The sequence below is a fragment of the Escherichia sp. MOD1-EC6300 genome, assembly GCF_002965045.1.
Taxonomy (GTDB): Bacteria; Pseudomonadota; Gammaproteobacteria; order Enterobacterales; family Enterobacteriaceae; genus Escherichia; species Escherichia coli_F.
This window is the reverse complement of the sequence record NZ_PTRH01000009.1, coordinates 50,090-68,002: the sequence shown is the minus strand read 5'-3', so window position 1 is coordinate 68,002 and position 17,913 is coordinate 50,090. Positions and strand designations below refer to the sequence as shown.

Below are 17,913 nucleotides of genomic sequence, written 5' to 3'. Positions count from 1 at the left end.
TCCTTCAATTTTCTCCCATGGTCATTGTGAGTCAGCGGCGTAAAATTAATGACATCAGTTAAGGAGTTCGCCATGAAACATGACCATTTTGTTGTTCAAAGCCCGGATAAACCTGCACAACAGTTGTTACTGCTTTTCCACGGTGTCGGGGATAACCCGGTAGCAATGGGAGAGATCGGCAGCTGGTTTGCGCCGCTATTTCCTGATGCGCTGGTAGTGAGCGTCGGAGGCGCGGAGCCGAGCGGTAATCCGGCGGGGCGTCAGTGGTTTTCGGTGCAGGGTATTACGGAAGATAATCGCCAGGCGCGTGTGGATGCCATCATGCCGACGTTTATTGAGACGGTGCGCTACTGGCAGAAACAGAGCGGAGTAGGGGCAAACGCCACGGCGCTAATCGGTTTCTCACAAGGCGCGATTATGGCGCTGGAGAGCATTAAAGCCGAACCGGGTCTTGCTTCGCGCGTCATTGCCTTTAACGGACGTTATGCCAGCTTGCCGGAAACCGCGTCTACAGCCACGACAATTCACTTGATTCATGGCGGTGAAGATCCGGTTATCGATCTGGCGTATGCGGTTGCGGCGCAGGAAGCGTTAATCAGTGCCGGTGGCGATGTGACGCTGGATATTGTGGAGGATTTAGGCCATGCGATCGACAATCGCAGTATGCAATTTGCCCTGGATCACTTGCGTTATACCATTCCGAAACATTATTTCGACGAAGCGCTAAGTGGTGGCAAACCTGGCGATGATGATGTAATTGAAATGATGCAATAATAGCCTGGTAGGCCTGATAAGACGCGTGAGCGTCGCATCAGGCATCGTTCACCATTGCCGGATGCGGCATTAACGCCTTATCCGGCCACTTAGCTTACTTCTTCGGTTGATCCTTTTTCGGCCAATCGTCGTCATCGTCCCACTTATCGTTGAAATCACGATGCGGGGGAAGCTCCGGTTTGTTGGCGAGAAATTTCTTATGGTCGACGCGCTTGAGATCTTTAATCACGTTCAGCAGGACGCCTACCAAAAAGACAATCACCAGAATCCACCAATATTTAGCCAGCCAATCCATGCTTATTTCCTCTTGCAGAACCACTCATCAGGCGACGAGCTGTTCCATGATACGTTGATACATACGGGCAAGTAGCTGCAGGTCGGCAGCGTTCACACATTCATTAATTTTATGAATAGTGGCATTGACCGGCCCGAGTTCCACCACCTGCGCCCCCATGCGGGCAATAAAGCGCCCGTCGGACGTTCCGCCTGTGGTCAGTAGCTGCGGTTTAATTTCATTATAGTGCTCAACCGCGTTAACGACCGCATCCACCAGTTTGCCGCGCGCGGTCAAAAATGGCTGCCCGGAAAGCCACCAATCCACCGTATAACGCAGTTGATGTTTTTCAAGCAGGGCAAGCACCTGCGCTTTGATCATCTCATCCGTCAGTTCGGTGCTGAAGCGGAAGTTAAACTGCACAAACAGTTCACCCGGAATAACGTTGTTACTGCCCGTTCCCGCCTGAATATTGGCAATCTGCATACTGGTCGCCGGGAAGAATTCATTACCCTGATCCCACTCAATAGCCACTAATTCATTAAGGAAAGGTGCTGCGCGATGTACCGGGTTGTCAGCCAGATGCGGGTAGGCTACATGCCCCTGCACGCCATGAATGGTGAGGTTGCAGGTTAACGATCCGCGACGACCATTTTTCACCACGTCACCAACCACTTCGATGCTCGATGGTTCGCCGACCAGGCAGTAATCGAGACGCTCATTACGCGCCATTAACGCTTCGACGACTTTTACCGTACCGTTGTGGGCACTGGCTTCTTCATCAGAAGTGATCAGAAATGCCAGTCGGCCTGTATGGTTGGGATGTTGCGCGACAAAACGTTCTGCTGCTACCACCATCGCCGCCAGTGAGCCTTTCATATCTGCCGCACCACGCCCGAACAACATGCCGTCACGAATGGTTGGTTCAAACGGCGGATTAATCCAACGGTCGGCGTCGCCAGGCGGTACCACATCGGTATGCCCGGCAAAGGCTAACGTTTCGCCCTGCCCACGCCACGCCCAAAAGTTTTGCGTATCGGCAAAGTCCATGCGTTCAACGGTAAAACCGATCGCCTGCAGACGTTCGATCATGATTGCCTGACATCCCGCATCATCAGGGCTTAAGGATGGGCGGCGAATAAGCTGCTGGGTCAGCTCAATAACCGGGCACGACATAGACTACACCTCATGGAAAAATTGCTGATAACTGGAATCACTGAAACCCAGCAGCATAGGCTTCCCGGGCGCACAGAGCAATGGGCGTTTGATAATTGCAGGCATTTCAGTCATTAATGCCGCCGCAGAGGCCGCATCGGTGATTTTATTGCGGGTGGTTTCATCCAGTTTACGCCAGGTTGTACCACGGGTATTGAGTAACGCTTGCCAGCCTAATTCGTTGATAAAACCGTTCAATAATCCGCTGTCCAGCCCATCAATGCGGTAATCATGAAAACGATAGGCGATGTTATTGGCTTCCAGCCAACGGCGAGCCTTTTTAATGGTGTCACAATTTTTGATGCCGTAAAGTGTAACCATAATGAATCCTTTTTCGATTTATGAGAATAAATACTCATTTAAGGGTGAAAACATTTTGCCTGCAAATGATTATCAAGAAATATAACATTATCGAAGTATTCAAATTAACAACTATTAAATAATATTAAACATTTTTAACGTAAGCATTAAGAATATTCACCTTGTTATCTGCCTGTATTTTAAACAGAATTAAACCAGTACTAGATTCCGTATGAATATCTCGAAATGTTGCTGTGTATCACATACAAATCATTGCTGCAGGACCATAGTATTTACATAAAGTTTGTCCCCCGGAGGTAGTCATCGCAGCAATCGAGTAAATTAGCTTCACCACGGTATATTGTTTCCGTAGAATACCCATAATTATAAGAGAGGTTGTTATGATTGAACGTGAACTGGGGAACTGGAAAGACTTTATCGAAGTTATGCTTCGTAAGTAATTCCTGAGACAAAGTACAAACAGAAAGTACCTGCTGAACAGGTTCTTTATCGGAAAGTTGAAAAAGGCGACACATTGGTATGTCGCCTTTTTAATTGCTTATTCCGGGCGTGGCTTCAGCGGGAAGCGGCGGCGCACCAGCACAAAGAACAGCGGCACGAAGTAAATAGCCAGAATCGTGGCCGAAATCATCCCGCCCATTACGCCAGTACCCACCGCATGCTGGCCACCGGAACCGGCCCCTGTGCTGGTTGCCATTGGCAATACGCCGAAGATAAAGGCCAGAGAGGTCATCAGAATCGGACGTAAACGCTGACGGCAGGCGTGGAGCGTCGCTTCAAACAGGTCGTGGCCTTTTTGGTTCATCTCGTTAGCAAACTCGACGATAAGGATGGCGTTTTTCGCTGATAAACCAATCACCGTTAACAGGCCTACCTGGAAGTAAACGTCGTTTTCCAGCCCGCGCAGCCATGTTGCCAGCAGCGCGCCGATAACGCCCAGCGGCACGACCAGCATTACCGAGAACGGCACCGACCAGCTTTCATACAGCGCCGCCAGACACAGGAATACCACCAGCAATGAAATGGCATACAGCGCCGGAGCCTGCGCGCCGGAGAGTCGCTCCTGATACGACATCGCCGTCCATTCCAGACCAAAGCCGCTTGGCAACTGCTTCACTAACGATTCCATAATATCCATCGCCGTACCGGTGCTGACCCCCGGTGCGGCTTCCCCGACAATCTCTACCGCTGAATAACCGTTATAGCGTTCCAGACGCGGCGAGCCTGTTTCCCAGCGTGAGGTCGCGAAAGCAGAGAAGGGGACCATGCCACCATCTTTATTTCGTACATACCAGAGATTGATGTCATCTGGCAGCATGCGATATGGCGCAGCGGCCTGCACATAGACTTTCTTCACGCGACCGCGATCCATAAAGTCATTCACATAGCTCGAACCCCACGCGGTTTGCAGCGTGTCGTTAATATCGTCGATAGCAACGCCCAGCGCCTGAGCTTTACGCTGATCGATATCAATCTGCAACTGCGGACTGTCGTCGAGGCCGTTATGGCGTACACGGGTTAACTCCGGATTTTCCGCCGCCAGAGCCAGCAACTGGTTACGTGCTGCCATCAGCGCATCGTGACCCGCACCAGCGTGGTCCTGCAACTCCATATCAAAACCCGCAGAACTGCCAAGGCCGCTAATTGCTGGCGGGCTGCTGGCGATAACGCGAGCTTCTTTAATCTTATTAAATTCCTTCGTTGCACGTTCGATAATGGCAAACGAGGTGCCGGTCTTACTGTCGCGTTCGCTCCAGTCTTTCAGGCGGATAAACATTCGTGCCACGTTTTGCCCGTTCCCCCCGGGGCCAGAACCAACGGTGGCAAACACCGACATGATATTGTCTTTTTCATGGGTGAAGTAATACTTCTCGATTTGCTCAACGACTTTCAGGGTCTGTTGTTGGGTTGAACCGCTGGGCAACTGTACCGAGGTAGTAAACATGCCCCGGTCTTCCAGTGGCAAGAACGACGTCGGCAAACGCAGGAACAGGAACACCATGCCGCCAAGCAGCAGGACATAAATCACAATCCAGCGCAGGCTACGGTGGAGAATTTTCGCCACCCCTTTTTCGTAGCGTTCGGCGTTGCGGTTAAACATCTGGTTAAACCAGGCAAAAAAGCCTTTTTGCCCGTGATGCTCACCCTTTTTCAGTGGCTTAAGTAGCGTGGCACACAGAGCCGGAGTGAGGATCATCGCTACCAGTACTGACAGCACCATCGCCGCAACAATGGTAATAGAGAACTGGCGATAGATGGCACCGGTGGTGCCGCCGAAGAAGGCCATTGGTACAAATACCGCCGAAAGCACCATCGCAATCCCGACCAGTGCCCCCTGGATCTGCCCCATCGATTTACGTGTGGCTTCGCGAGGAGTGAGTCCTTCCTCACTCATAATACGTTCGACGTTTTCCACCACCACGATGGCGTCATCCACCAGCAGACCGATCGCCAGCACCATCGCGAACATGGTTAAGGTGTTGACGCTGTAACCGAAGGCGTAAAGTACGGAGAAGGTTCCCATCAACACCACCGGCACGGCGATAGTTGGTATCAGCGTGGCACGGAAGTTTTGCAAGAACAGATACATAACGAGGAAAACCAGGGCGATAGCTTCCAGCAGCGTTTTCACCACGTCTTCAATGGAGGCTTTAACAAATGAGGTGGTTTCATATGCCACCTTGTATTCCAGTCCATGTGGGAAGTACTGCGCCAGTTCGTCGAGACGATTGAGTACCAGCTCCGCTGTTGCCATTTCGTTCGCGCCGGAGGCCAGTTTTACCCCCAGCCCGGAGGCTGGCTTACCGTTGAAGCGGCTGAGATAATCGTATTTCTCTGCCCCCATTTCGACGGTGGCGACATCGCCCAGCCTTACTTCTGAGCCGTCCTGATTCACCCGTAAGGTGATATCGCGGAACTGTTCTGGTGTTTGCAGCAGTGACTGGGCGTTAATGGTGGCGTTGAGCGCCTGCTTATCGATGGAAGGCGTACCACCAAGTTGCCCAACCGCAATCTGCGCGTTCTGTGACTCAATGGCATCAGTGACATCTTTAGCCGTCATCTGAAAACTGTTGAGTTTCGCCGGGTCCAGCCAGATACGCATTGAATATTGCGAACCATAGGCATCGATATCCCCGACGCCATTCACGCGGCTTAATGGGTCCTGAATATTACTGGCAACGTAATCGGCAATATCCTGCTTATCCATCGAACCATCGGTAGAGACGAAGGCAATGGTAAGAATGTTGGTATCGCCGGTTTTACGCACCGTCACGCCCTGATTTTGCACCGCCTGCGGCAACTTTCGCATGGCTGATTGCAGCTGGTTTTGTACTTGCTGCACTGCTTCGTCCGGATCGGTGCCCGCTTTAAAACTTAAGGTGACAGATGCCTGACCGGTGCCACTGCTTTGAGACGACATATACATGAGATTATCGAGGCCGGTCATATTTTGCTCGATAACCTGGGTCACGGTGTTTTCCAGCGTCTGAGCCGATGCGCCGGGGTAGTTAGCGGTTACTCGCACGTTAGGCGGTGCAAGATCCGGGTATTGTTCAACGGGCAATGAGAAAATCGCTAGGGTTCCTGTCAGACACAACAGGATTGCCAGTACCCAAGCAAAAATGGGGCGATCAATAAAGAAATTCGCCATTAAAAGAGGACCTCGTGTTTCTGCGTATTGTTGTTGGCATGCCTTGCTTCACTGTAGCGGCAAGGTACGGACCAATCGTGGAGAAAAAAAGGAGTTAATGTAAATTATCATGCCCTTTTATACTGAACCTTAAGTGCAAGTATTCTTTGGTCAGTAGGTGGCATTACATTAGCTGGCTTTCCTCACCCTCCGCAGAGCGAAAGCTAATACTCACTAACGTGCCGCCACCGGAAGGTTGTGAAAAAGTCAGCGTTCCACCCAGTCGTTCCGCGCGTTCGCGCATAATATTCAGACCATAGTGACCTTCGGGTTCTTTCGGTTCTCCGATGCCAATCCCGTTATCACGGATATAGACTGTGTGATTGCCGTCCGGCGCGGTGACGCAACTAACGGCTATTTCGCTGGCGTTGGCGTGCTTCATCGCATTGAGTACCGCTTCGCGAATAATTTGCAACAAATGCACCTGCATTTGCGCATCCAGCGCCAGTGTTGGCAGACGGCAGTCGAGAGTCAGTTTTGCGCTGGTTTGATTTTGTAACGTATCCAGCATTTCCCGCAACGCGGAGGGAAGATCCGCTTGCTGCAGCGTCAGGCGGAACGTGGTCAACAGCTCGCGTAACTGTCGATAAGCATCATTCAATGCCTGGGAGAAATCGGCCATGATATTTTGTGCGGTGGCGTTATCTTCCGGTATCGAACGTTTAAGTAACGTCAACTGGATACGTAAGTAAGAAAGCACCTGGGCCAGCGAATCATGTAATTCCCGTGCGATGGTGGCACGTTCTTCCATCAACAGTAACTGCTGAAAATGCTTCTGCGCCTGATTAAAGTACAAACCGCGCCCCAGCATCGACGAAACGCTGTTAAGCAGCGGTTCTGATGATGACACGTGGCTATTTTGCCAGTGCAGTTCGCCGTAAACCGTCTCTTGCATCGTTACCGGTAAAATCTGCATCGGCAATTCGGGGTTTGGTTTCCCTTCACTAATCCGCCAGTTTTCACCGACATTCAACTCCAGATATTCAGCCGCTTCATTGTCGCGAACAATCTGCAAAATATGGCGGAAACAATGCACATCTATCTGGCTGGTGTTCAGCGCCTGCGAACACTGATACAACACCTCCAGGCGACGCTTGGCCTCGTGGAGATCACGGGTTTTTTCTTCTACTGACGCTTCCAGCGAACGATACAATTTATGCAGCTCGCTCGACATCTGGTTAAAGGTTTTGGCCAACAGTCCCAGCTCATTGGGCAGACTTGTATCCAGCGGCGGCGAATCGAACTGGCCGTGTTCAATACGCTGACTGGCGGTAACCAGCTGATTCAGCGGGGCAACCACCTGATGGCGTATGCGGCGCAGAGTAAAAAAGACCAGCGTGAAAATACCGATGCCGCCAGCCAGGGAGATCGCCACCACCAGCAGCATTTTGCGTTCGGCGTAGTGCTGTAAAGCCAGCACGAACAGGTCTATCTGATTAACATAATTATTAATATTGGCCTGATACCACGGCAAATCGCCCTTGCTGAGCCGATTATTCATCTCCAGCCAGTTGGCATTCAGATGCGCATAGCGGGTTTTTACTGCCTCTGGCACATACCAGACGTTGAGATTGGTTAACACCGGTGAGTGCAGTGCCTGTTGGAACAGTTGGCGATGCGCATTGAGTTGTGGACTGCCGCTTTGCAAGTCGTAGCCCAGGCGGTAACTCTGCATACGCAACGATCCGGCAATATTGATAGCCTCAGCGTCGCGCAAACTGCTCGCCAGAGTTAGCAGTGCGATACCCGTGGAAAGAATCGACAGCAGCACAATGTAAAAAAAGGCCCGGGCCAGACTGGCCGAGACGGGGCGTTTAACAATCACACGCGTCTTCTCCACATAAAATCATTAATGTTCCAGTTTGCTGAAATGCAATTTAATCAGTGATGGGATTATTTGATCTGCCACAGTTTATAGCGAAATAGTGACTTATTCTGGGCACATGAACATTGCCGATTCCCCTGTAAGTCGGGTAATAACAACACTCATATAAAGAATAAGGTTTTTACAACCAAAAAAGAAGGTCGTTATGAATCGTTTTATTATGGCCAACAGTCAGCAATGTCTGGGTTGTCATGCTTGTGAAATCGCCTGTGTCATGGCTCACAATGATGAGCAACATGTCCTGAGCCAACACCATTTTCATCCCCGAATTACGGTTATCAAACATCAGCAGCAACGTAGTGCGGTGACCTGTCACCATTGCGAAGATGCGCCCTGTGCCCGTAGTTGCCCTAATGGCGCGATCAGCCATGTTGATGACAGCATTCAGGTCAATCAGCAAAAGTGTATTGGCTGTAAATCCTGCGTGGTAGCTTGTCCATTTGGTACGATGAAAATCGTCCTGATACCCGTCGCGGCAGGCAAAGTTAAAGCCACGGCGCATAAATGCGACCTTTGTGCAGGTCGCGAAAGTGGTCCTGCCTGTGTCGAGAATTGTCCGGCGGACGCTCTGCAACTGGTCACTGACGCCGCACTTTCCGGCATAGCGAAATCTCGCCGCCTGCGCACCGCACGTCAGGAGCATCAACCGTGGCATGCCAGTACTGGGGCACCAGAAATGCCGGCGATGAGTAAAGTCGAGCAAATGCAGGCAACCCCCGCGCGAGGCGAGCCGGATAAACTGGCGATTGAAGCGCGCAAAACTGGTTTTGATGAAATTTATCTGCCATTTCGCGCCGACCAGGCACAACGGGAAGCCTCGCGTTGCCTGAAGTGCGGCGAGCACAGCGTTTGTGAATGGACCTGCCCTCTGCATAACCACATTCCGCAGTGGATAGAGCTGGTGAAAGCCGGAAATATCGACGCCGCCGTCGAGCTTTCTCACCAGACCAACACCCTGCCAGAAATTACCGGACGCGTTTGCCCGCAAGACCGTCTGTGCGAAGGAGCCTGCACCATTCGCGATGAGCACGGAGCGGTAACTATCGGCAACATCGAACGCTACATTTCGGATCAGGCGTTGGCGAAAGGTTGGCGTCCTGACTTAAGCCATGTCACCAAAGTGGATAAGCGGGTGGCGATTATCGGTGCAGGTCCGGCAGGGCTAGCCTGTGCGGATGTTCTGATCCGCAATGGCGTGGAGGTGACGGTGTACGATCGCCATCCAGAAATCGGTGGCCTGCTCACCTTCGGCATTCCTTCTTTCAAACTGGATAAGTCCCTGCTGGCGCGTCGCCGGGAAATCTTCAGCGCGATGGGGATTCACTTCGAACTCAATTGTGAAGTGGGTAAAGATGTCTCTTTGGATTCGCTTTTGGAACAATACGACGCGGTCTTCGTTGGCGTAGGCACTTACCGTTCCATGAAAGCGGGTTTACCTAATGAAGATGCGCCGGGCGTTTATGACGCGCTGCCATTCCTCATCGCCAACACTAAACAGGTGATGGGACTTGAAGAGTTACCTGAAGAGCCGTTTATCAATACCGCCGGACTCAATGTCGTGGTACTGGGCGGTGGCGACACCGCGATGGACTGTGTGCGTACCGCGCTGCGCCATGGCGCGAGTAACGTCACCTGTGCCTATCGTCGTGATGAAGCTAACATGCCTGGCTCGAAGAAGGAGGTGAAGAACGCCCGCGAAGAGGGGGCAAACTTCGAATTTAACGTCCAGCCGGTGGCGCTTGAGCTGAATGAGCAAGGTCATGTTTGCGGAATTCGTTTCCTGCGTACGTGTCTTGGCGAGCCGGATGCCCAGGGGCGTCGGCGTCCGGTGCCGGTGGAAGGCAGTGAGTTTGTGATGCCAGCCGATGCGGTGATCATGGCATTTGGTTTTAATCCTCATGGTATGCCGTGGCTGGAGTCGCACGGTGTAACGGTGGATAAATGGGGCCGCATCGTAGCGGACGTTGAAAGCCAGTACCGTTACCAGACCACGAATCCGAAAATCTTCGCAGGTGGCGATGCCGTGCGTGGTGCGGATCTGGTGGTTACCGCAATGGCAGAAGGACGTCATGCGGCACAGGGGATCATTGACTGGCTGGGGGTAAAATCAGTCAAATCTCACTAATAGCCTGCGCAGACAAATCCGGCTTCACAGCGTAAGATAATTGTTCATTTCGCGCTGTGGAGTCGGTATGACGCAACAAATCACCCTCATCAAAGACAAAATTCTCTCCGATAACTATTTCACCCTGCACAACATAACTTACGATCTCACGCGAAAAGATGGCGAAGTTATCCGCCATAAACGTGAAGTTTATGATCGCGGTAATGGTGCGACGATCCTCCTGTACAACGCGAAGAAAAAGACCGTCGTTCTGATTCGTCAGTTCCGCGTCGCTACCTGGGTTAATGGCAATGACAGCGGGCAGCTGATTGAAACCTGCGCCGGGCTGCTGGATAACGACGAACCGGAAGTGTGTATTCGCAAAGAAGCGATTGAAGAGACGGGGTATGAAGTTGGCGAAGTCCGCAAATTATTTGAACTGTATATGTCGCCAGGCGGTGTGACTGAGCTAATCCACTTTTTTATCGCCGAATACAGTGACAGCCAGCGCGCTAATGCGGGCGGTGGTGTCGAAGATGAAGATATTGAAGTGCTCGAGCTGCCGTTCAGCCAGGCGCTGGAGATGATCAAAAGCGGCGAAATACGTGACGGTAAGACGGTGTTATTGCTTAACTATTTGCAAACATCACATTTAATGGACTGAAAAATAACAATAATATTTCGTTGTTTATTATTGGCTCAATCCGATAAATCCGATTGAGCCGCGCTACCTGCGCAACGAAGATACGACTTGTGCTGTTTGTTTGAACTTCTGGGGTCGTACCGTCCATGCGCTATCGCATTTTCCTTCTCTTTTTTTTCGCTTTGTTGCCGACGTCTTTGGTGTGGGCGGCACCAGCGCAACGGGCATTTTCCGACTGGCAGGTCACCTGTAATAATCAAAATTTCTGTGTGGCGCGCAATACGGGCAATCATAATGGACTGGTGATGACCCTGAGCCGCAGCGCCGGGGCGCATACCGATGCCGTTTTACGTATTGAGCGCGGCGGGTTGAAGTCGCCGGGTGCGTCGGAAGGGGAGATAGCGCCACGGCTGCTGTTAGATGGCGAGCCGTTGGCGTTGAGTGGTAACACGTGGCGGATTTCACCATGGTTATTAGTAACCGATGATACGACAACCATCACCGCGTTTTTGCAGATGATTCAGGAAGGGAAAGCGATCACCTTACGCGACGGCGATCAGACCATTTCACTGAGTGGCTTAAAAGCAGCGTTGTTGTTTATTGATGCCCAGCAAAAGCGCCTCGGCAGTGAAACCGCGTGGATCAAGAAAGGGGACGAACCGCCGCTCAGCGTACCGCCAGCGCCTGCGCTAAAAGAGGTCGCCGTAGTGAACCCGACGCCGACCCCGCTTTCTCGTGAAGAACGTAACGATTTGCTGGATTACGGTAACTGGCGGATGAATGGTCTGCGCTGTTCGCTTGATCCGTTGCGTCGTGAAGTGAATGTGACTGCGCTGACCGACGATAAAGCGTTGATGATGATTAGCTGTGAAGCAGGCGCGTATAACACCATTGATCTTGCGTGGATTGTGTCGCGTAAAAAGCCACTGGCCTCGCGCCCGGTACGGTTGCGTTTACCGTTCAACAACGGTCAGGAGACCAATGAACTCGAACTGATGAACGCAACATTCGATGAAAAATCGCGTGAACTGGTGACCTTAGCGAAAGGGCGAGGATTAAGCGATTGTGGCATTCAGGCGCGCTGGCGCTTTGACGGTCAGCGTTTTCGCCTGGTGCGTTACGCTGCAGAACCTACCTGCGATAACTGGCATGGACCAGACGCCTGGCCCACGTTGTGGATCACCCGTTAAACATAATAGCGGGAACATGTCAGCCTGATAAGACGCGTCAGGCCGGATAAGACGCGGTAGGCCGGATAAGACGCGTCAGCGTCGCATCCGGCAATCAGCATCCGGCAATCAGCATCCGGCAATCAGCATCCGGCGATCACCATCAGGCACCTTTCACTCCCAGTACCTTATGCGCTTTTGCCACAATATTCTCGGCGGTAAAGCCAAAGAACGGGAACAGCTTATCCGCAGGAGCAGATTCCCCATAACCCGTCATCCCGACAATTGCCCCTTTCAGACCAACATATTTGTACCAGTAATCGGCGATGCCTGCTTCCACCGCCACGCGAGCCGCAACGTTAGAAGGCAACACAGACTCCCGATATTCCTCATCCTGGGCGTCGAAAATATCGGTCGAGGGCAGGGAAACTACGCGTACATTGCGACCTTCTCCCGCTAATTTCTCCGCTGCTTGCAAGGTGATTTCCATCTCTGAACCAGTGGCAATCAAAATAATATCCGGCTTGCCGCCGCTGTCTTTCAACACATAACCACCGCGGGCAATCTCTTTTACCTGATCTGGCGTACGTTCCACCTGGGCCAGATTCTGTCTTGAGAGGATCAGCGCCGTCGGCCCGTTGTGACGCTCGACCGCCAGCTTCCAGCCCACCGCAGCTTCCACCTGATCACACGGTCGCCAGGTGCTGAAATTCGGCGTTAAGCGCAGACTTGCAAGTTGTTCAACCGCCTGGTGCGTCGGACCATCCTCCCCCAGACCAATTGAGTCGTGGGTATAAACCATAATTTGCCGCGCTTTCATCAGTGCCGCCATCCGCGCGGCGTTACGGGCGTATTCAACAAACATCAGGAACGTCGCGGTATACGGCACAAAGCCGCCGTGGTGCGCGATGCCGTTGGCGATGGCGGTCATGCCAAATTCACGTACCCCGTAGTGAATATAATTCCCCGCTGGATCTTCCTTCAGCGACACAGAACCTTTCCAGATGGTGAGGTTGCTGGGAGCCAGATCCGCCGAACCGCCAAGCAGTTCAGGCAGCATGGGCCCGTAAGCGTTAAGCGTATTTTGCGAAGCCTTACGAGTAGCGATTTTCGCCGGATTCGCCTGCAACTCATTGATATATTTCTGCGTCGTTTTTTCCCAGTCTTTTGGTAAACCACCGCTCATCCGGCGAGTAAACTCTTCTGCCAGTTGCGGATGAGCCTTTTTATACGCGGCAAACTTCTCATTCCAGCTCTGCTGTGCTTTTTCGCCTTTTTCGCGAGCGTCCCAGGCGTGATAAATCTCTTTGGGGATCTCAAATGGCGGATGATGCCAGCCCAGTTTTTGCCGTGCCAATGCCACTTCTTCTTCCCCCAGTGGTGCGCCATGCGCCTCTTCCTTACCTGCTTTATTCGGCGAACCAAAGCCAATCACCGTACGGCAGATAATCAACGACGGCTTATCTTTTACGCTTTGCGCTTCAAGAATCGCTTCCTTCACCGCCTGCGGATCGTGACCGTCGATTTCATGGATCACATGCCAGTGATAGGCTTCAAAACGTTTTGCCGTATCGTCGGTAAACCAGCCTTCGGTTTCACCGTCGATGGAAATACCATTGTGATCGTAAAAACCAATCAGCTTGCCCAGCCCCAGCGTGCCCGCCAGCGAACAGACTTCGTGAGAAATACCTTCCATCAGGCAGCCGTCGCCCATAAACACATAGGTGAAGTGATCGATAATTTCATGATCCGGCTGGTTAAACTGCGCCGCTAGTGTACGTTCTGCTATCGCCAGTCCGACCGCGTTCGCCAAACCTTGTCCAAGTGGACCGGTGGTGGTTTCAACACCAGGCGTATAGCCAATCTCCGGGTGACCAGGGGTTTTCGAATGCAACTGACGGAAGTTCTTCAGCTCTTCCAGCGGCAGGTCGTAACCGGTCAGATGAAGCAAACTGTAGAGCAGCATCGACGCGTGACCGTTGGAGAGAATAAAGCGGTCGCGATCATACCAGGTTGGATCGGTGGGGTTATGTTTAAGAAAATCGTTCCACAGCACTTCGGCAATATCAGCCATGCCCATCGGCGCGCCGGGATGACCAGAATTGGCTTTTTGTACCGCATCCATACTGAGCGCGCGAATCGCATTGGCAAGGTCTTTTCGGGACATATAACACTCCGTGGCTGGTTTATAGTTTGACGGCAAGAAGATCTTCCAGTTTGCGTTGATCAACGGCGAACAGGCGGATGCCTTCAGAGAGTTTTTCTACCGCCATTGCATCCTGATTGTGCTCCCAACGGAACTCCGCTTCGCTCATCGGGGCTGGGCGTGGGAACGTCTGAGAAGGCGGGATTAATTTACGCACTACTGGAGAAACTTTTTCCTGCAGCTCCTTCAGCAAATTCGGCGCAATAGTCAGTCGATCGCAGCCGGTTAAGGCGAGGATTTGTTCGGTGCGACGGAAGCTCGCGCCCATTACAATGGTTTCGTAGTGGTGTTGCTTATAGTAGTCGTAGATATTGCGCACTGACTTAACGCCCGGATCTTCTTCCACCACATACGGGTCCATCGGCTTACGCGCCTGATACCAGTCATAAATACGCCCGACAAACGGCGAAATCAGAAAAACGCCTGCTTCTGCACAGGCCCGCGCCTGAGCAAAAGAAAACAGTAGCGTCAGGTTGCAGTTAATACCTTCTTTTTCCAGTTCTTCTGCCGCGCGAATTCCTTCCCAGGTTGAAGCCAGCTTGATCAGAATACGTGATTTCTCAACGCCTTGTTGCTGATACAAGTCCACCAAATGGCGCGCCTTCTCAATACTTTTTTCTTTATCAAAAGAGAGGCGTGCATCAACTTCTGTTGACACGCGACCGGGTACGATTTTGAGAATTTCAGTACCGAAATTGACCGCCAGTTTGTCACATGCAGCGACCACCTGTTGTTCCTGGGTCTTGCCATTTTTTTTACCCCAGGCGATAGCATCGTCTATTAAATGCTCATATTGTGATAATCCGGCAGCCTTGAGTAACAGCGAAGGATTGGTGGTGGCATCCTGGGGATGATAATGGCGAATGGATTCAATATCGCCGCTGTCTGCCACGACAGTGGTGAACTGTTTGATGCCGTCTAACTCGTTCATAGGAAATACTCCTTGAAAAGTAAAGTGTTAGATGAGTGCGTTAATTCACACTTCTGAGAAATTTCGCTAAACGCATCAAAAAAGCATAGCAGACAGGCATGGTATTGCTGGATTAAGCAGGTAACATCAGTGTTATAGGATTATTACCAAAACATTATGTTAATGGTGAGAGTTTGGACTTGCTCAAAGTCTGTAGACTCCGGCAAGGTAATAATGTGCGCCACGTTGTGGGCAGGGGCTGTTGCCCACACACTTTATTTGTGAACGTTACGTGAAAGGAACAACCAAATGGATGACCAGTTAAAACAAAGTGCACTTGATTTCCATGAATTTCCAGTTCCAGGGAAAATCCAGGTTTCTCCAACCAAGCCTCTGGCAACGCAGCGCGATCTGGCGCTGGCCTACTCACCAGGCGTTGCCGCACCTTGTCTTGAAATCGAAAAAGACCCGTTAAAAGCCTACAAATATACCGCTCGTGGTAACCTGGTGGCGGTGATCTCTAACGGTACGGCGGTGCTGGGGTTAGGCAACATTGGCGCGCTGGCAGGCAAACCGGTGATGGAAGGCAAGGGCGTTCTGTTTAAGAAATTCGCCGGGATTGATGTATTTGACATTGAAGTTGATGAACTTGACCCGGACAAATTTATTGAAGTTGTCGCTGCGCTCGAACCGACCTTCGGCGGCATCAACCTCGAAGACATTAAAGCGCCAGAATGTTTCTATATTGAACAGAAACTGCGCGAGCGGATGAATATTCCAGTATTCCACGACGATCAGCACGGCACGGCAATTATCAGCACTGCAGCCATCCTCAACGGATTGCGCGTGGTGGAGAAAAACATCTCCGACGTGCGGATGGTGGTTTCCGGCGCGGGTGCAGCAGCAATTGCCTGTATGAACCTGCTGGTGGCGCTGGGGCTGCAAAAACATAACATCGTGGTTTGTGATTCAAAAGGCGTTATCTATCAGGGCCGTGAGCCAAATATGGCGGAAACCAAAGCCGCATATGCGGTGGTAGATGACGGCAAACGTACCCTCGATGATGTAATTGAAGGCGCGGATATTTTCCTGGGCTGTTCCGGCCCGAAAGTGCTGACCCAGGAAATGGTTAAGAAAATGGCTCGTGCGCCGATGATCCTGGCGCTTGCGAACCCGGAACCAGAAATTCTGCCGCCGCTGGCGAAAGAAGTGCGTCCGGATGCCATCATCTGTACCGGCCGTTCCGACTACCCGAACCAGGTTAATAACGTGCTTTGCTTCCCATTCATCTTCCGTGGCGCGTTGGACGTTGGTGCAACTGCCATCAACGAGGAAATGAAACTGGCGGCGGTACGCGCGATTGCAGAACTGGCCCATGCGGAACAGAGCGAAGTCGTTGCTTCGGCGTATGGCGATCAAGATCTGAGCTTCGGCCCGGAATACATCATTCCAAAACCGTTTGATCCGCGTTTGATCGTTAAGATCGCTCCTGCGGTCGCTAAAGCGGCGATGGAGTCGGGTGTGGCGACGCGTCCGATTGCTGATTTCGACGTCTACATCGACAAGCTGACTGAGTTCGTTTACAAAACCAACCTGTTTATGAAGCCGATTTTCTCCCAGGCCCGCAAAGCGCCGAAGCGCGTTGTTTTACCGGAAGGGGAAGAGGCACGCGTTCTGCATGCTACTCAGGAACTGGTGACTCTGGGACTGGCGAAACCGATCCTTATCGGTCGTCCGAACGTGATCGAAATGCGCATTCAAAAACTGGGCTTGCAGATCAAAGCGGGCGTTGATTTTGAGATCGTCAATAACGAATCCGATCCGCGTTTTAAAGAATACTGGACCGAATACTTCCAGATCATGAAGCGCCGTGGTGTAACTCAGGAGCAGGCGCAGCGGGCACTGATCAGTAACCCGACAGTGATCGGCGCGATCATGGTTCAGCGTGGCGAAGCCGATGCAATGATTTGCGGTACGGTGGGCGATTATCATGAACACTTCAGCGTGGTGAAAAATGTCTTTGGTTATCGCGATGGCGTTCACACCGCAGGCGCAATGAACGCGCTGCTATTGCCGAGTGGTAACACTTTTATTGCCGATACCTACGTCAATGACGAGCCAGACGCAGAAGAGTTGGCGGAGATCACCTTGATGGCGGCAGAAACTGTTCGTCGTTTTGGTATTGAGCCGCGTGTGGCTCTGTTGTCACACTCCAACTTTGGTTCTTCTGACTGCCCGTCGTCGAGCAAAATGCGTCAAGCGCTGGAACTGGTCAGAGAGCGTGCGCCAGAACTGATGATTGATGGTGAAATGCACGGCGATGCAGCGCTGGTGGAAGCGATTCGCAGCGATCGTATGCCGGACAGCCCTTTGAAAGGTTCCGCCAATATTCTGGTGATGCCGAACATGGAAGCTGCCCGTATTAGTTACAACTTACTGCGCGTTTCCAGCTCGGAAGGTGTGACTGTCGGTCCGGTGCTGATGGGTGTGGCGAAACCGGTTCACGTGTTAACACCAATCGCATCCGTACGTCGTATCGTCAACATGGTGGCGCTGGCCGTGGTTGAAGCGCAAACCCAACCGCTGTAATTCATTCTTAACTCTCACGCTTACCCTGAATATTCAGGGTAAGCGGTTTTACTGCAATATATTAGTAAAGCTTATTACTAAGTTTTCGAGTAATAAAAAAGCAGCATATAAACTATCTCGATATTATTTTAT

The 17,913-nt window shown here is 51.7% G+C and carries 13 protein-coding genes; 6 read left to right on the top strand and 7 right to left on the bottom strand.

Annotated elements, in window-relative coordinates:
* Positions 1 to 72 precede the first annotated feature (72 nt).
* Positions 73 to 774: an esterase gene (ypfH, locus tag BGE37_RS14910; protein ID WP_105288162.1), complete on the top strand. Its 702-nt coding sequence runs from the start codon at positions 73 to 75 to the stop codon at positions 772 to 774.
* Positions 775 to 868: 94 nt separating this feature from the next.
* On the opposite strand, the gene BGE37_RS14905 is transcribed toward ypfH, so the two are convergent.
* The 3 genes from BGE37_RS14905 to BGE37_RS14895 are packed head-to-tail and all read right to left on the bottom strand — an operon-like array spanning position 869 to position 2,584.
* Positions 869 to 1,069, bottom strand: coding sequence for a YpfN family protein (locus BGE37_RS14905; RefSeq protein ID WP_000383836.1), 201 nt, complete (start codon positions 1,067 to 1,069; stop codon positions 869 to 871).
* Positions 1,070 to 1,096: 27 nt separating this feature from the next.
* Positions 1,097 to 2,224 (bottom strand): succinyl-diaminopimelate desuccinylase, encoded by a 1,128-nt coding sequence (gene dapE / locus BGE37_RS14900; protein WP_001277784.1) that lies wholly within the window; start codon positions 2,222 to 2,224, stop codon positions 1,097 to 1,099.
* Between the two features lie 3 nt (positions 2,225 to 2,227).
* Positions 2,228 to 2,584 carry an ArsC family reductase gene (locus tag BGE37_RS14895; protein ID WP_000258228.1) on the bottom strand — a complete coding sequence of 119 codons (357 nt, stop codon included), beginning with the start codon at positions 2,582 to 2,584 and terminating at the stop codon, positions 2,228 to 2,230.
* A gap of 380 nt (positions 2,585 to 2,964) precedes the next feature.
* Between BGE37_RS14895 and ypfM the strand changes: the two genes are divergently transcribed.
* The gene (gene ypfM / locus BGE37_RS14890; RefSeq protein WP_001386977.1) at positions 2,965 to 3,024 is read left to right on the top strand and encodes a protein YpfM; all 60 of its coding nucleotides are present in this window, start codon (positions 2,965 to 2,967) and stop codon (positions 3,022 to 3,024) included.
* A gap of 98 nt (positions 3,025 to 3,122) precedes the next feature.
* Here ypfM and acrD read toward each other — a convergent pair whose 3' ends face one another.
* Positions 3,123 to 6,236, bottom strand: a complete 3,114-nt coding sequence (acrD, locus tag BGE37_RS14885; protein ID WP_105277644.1) for a multidrug efflux RND transporter permease AcrD — start codon at positions 6,234 to 6,236, stop codon at positions 3,123 to 3,125.
* A 163-nt stretch (positions 6,237 to 6,399) separates the two neighbouring features.
* Complete coding sequence (gene narQ / locus BGE37_RS14880) at positions 6,400 to 8,100, bottom strand: nitrate/nitrite two-component system sensor histidine kinase NarQ (protein WP_001353046.1); 1,701 nt, start codon at positions 8,098 to 8,100, stop codon at positions 6,400 to 6,402.
* 205 nt (positions 8,101 to 8,305) lie between these two features.
* Here narQ and aegA point away from each other — a divergent pair, with 205 nt between their 5' ends.
* The 3 genes from aegA (at position 8,306) to BGE37_RS14865 (ending at position 12,097) form a co-directional block, all read left to right on the top strand.
* Positions 8,306 to 10,285, top strand: coding sequence for a formate-dependent uric acid utilization protein AegA (gene aegA / locus BGE37_RS14875; protein ID WP_105288161.1), 1,980 nt, complete (start codon positions 8,306 to 8,308; stop codon positions 10,283 to 10,285).
* A gap of 67 nt (positions 10,286 to 10,352) precedes the next feature.
* Positions 10,353 to 10,928, top strand: coding sequence for a GDP-mannose pyrophosphatase NudK (gene nudK, locus BGE37_RS14870; RefSeq protein ID WP_001353047.1), 576 nt, complete (start codon positions 10,353 to 10,355; stop codon positions 10,926 to 10,928).
* Positions 10,929 to 11,053: 125 nt separating this feature from the next.
* A complete protein-coding gene (locus tag BGE37_RS14865; RefSeq protein WP_105288160.1) occupies positions 11,054 to 12,097 on the top strand; it encodes a DUF1176 domain-containing protein in 1,044 nt (347 codons plus the stop codon).
* 142 nt (positions 12,098 to 12,239) lie between these two features.
* Here BGE37_RS14865 and tkt read toward each other — a convergent pair whose 3' ends face one another.
* Together tkt and tal are read right to left on the bottom strand one after the other, a co-directional pair.
* Positions 12,240 to 14,243, bottom strand: coding sequence for a transketolase (gene tkt / locus BGE37_RS14860; RefSeq protein WP_032184853.1), 2,004 nt, complete (start codon positions 14,241 to 14,243; stop codon positions 12,240 to 12,242).
* 19 nt (positions 14,244 to 14,262) lie between these two features.
* Positions 14,263 to 15,213 carry a transaldolase gene (gene tal / locus BGE37_RS14855; RefSeq protein WP_001003725.1) on the bottom strand — a complete coding sequence of 317 codons (951 nt, stop codon included), beginning with the start codon at positions 15,211 to 15,213 and terminating at the stop codon, positions 14,263 to 14,265.
* A gap of 288 nt (positions 15,214 to 15,501) precedes the next feature.
* On the opposite strand from tal, the gene maeB reads away from it, so the two are divergent.
* Positions 15,502 to 17,781 carry an NADP-dependent oxaloacetate-decarboxylating malate dehydrogenase gene (maeB, locus tag BGE37_RS14850; protein WP_000342645.1) on the top strand — a complete coding sequence of 760 codons (2,280 nt, stop codon included), beginning with the start codon at positions 15,502 to 15,504 and terminating at the stop codon, positions 17,779 to 17,781.
* The last annotated feature ends 132 nt before the right edge of the window (positions 17,782 to 17,913 follow it).

Bases quoted from the DNA above. Each gene is read 5' to 3' on its own strand.
- nudK (WP_001353047.1), top strand. From the start codon at position 10,353: ATGACGCAACAAATCACCCTCATCAAAGACAAAATTCTCTCCGATAAC.
- dapE (WP_001277784.1), bottom strand. From the start codon at position 2,224: ATGTCGTGCCCGGTTATTGAGCTGACCCAGCAGCTTATTCGCCGCCCA.
- acrD (WP_105277644.1), bottom strand. From the start codon at position 6,236: ATGGCGAATTTCTTTATTGATCGCCCCATTTTTGCTTGGGTACTGGCA.
- BGE37_RS14895 (WP_000258228.1), bottom strand. From the start codon at position 2,584: ATGGTTACACTTTACGGCATCAAAAATTGTGACACCATTAAAAAGGCT.
- BGE37_RS14905 (WP_000383836.1), bottom strand. From the start codon at position 1,069: ATGGATTGGCTGGCTAAATATTGGTGGATTCTGGTGATTGTCTTTTTG.
- maeB (WP_000342645.1), top strand. From the start codon at position 15,502: ATGGATGACCAGTTAAAACAAAGTGCACTTGATTTCCATGAATTTCCA.
- aegA (WP_105288161.1), top strand. From the start codon at position 8,306: ATGAATCGTTTTATTATGGCCAACAGTCAGCAATGTCTGGGTTGTCAT.
- ypfH (WP_105288162.1), top strand. From the start codon at position 73: ATGAAACATGACCATTTTGTTGTTCAAAGCCCGGATAAACCTGCACAA.
- BGE37_RS14865 (WP_105288160.1), top strand. From the start codon at position 11,054: ATGCGCTATCGCATTTTCCTTCTCTTTTTTTTCGCTTTGTTGCCGACG.
- tal (WP_001003725.1), bottom strand. From the start codon at position 15,213: ATGAACGAGTTAGACGGCATCAAACAGTTCACCACTGTCGTGGCAGAC.
- tkt (WP_032184853.1), bottom strand. From the start codon at position 14,243: ATGTCCCGAAAAGACCTTGCCAATGCGATTCGCGCGCTCAGTATGGAT.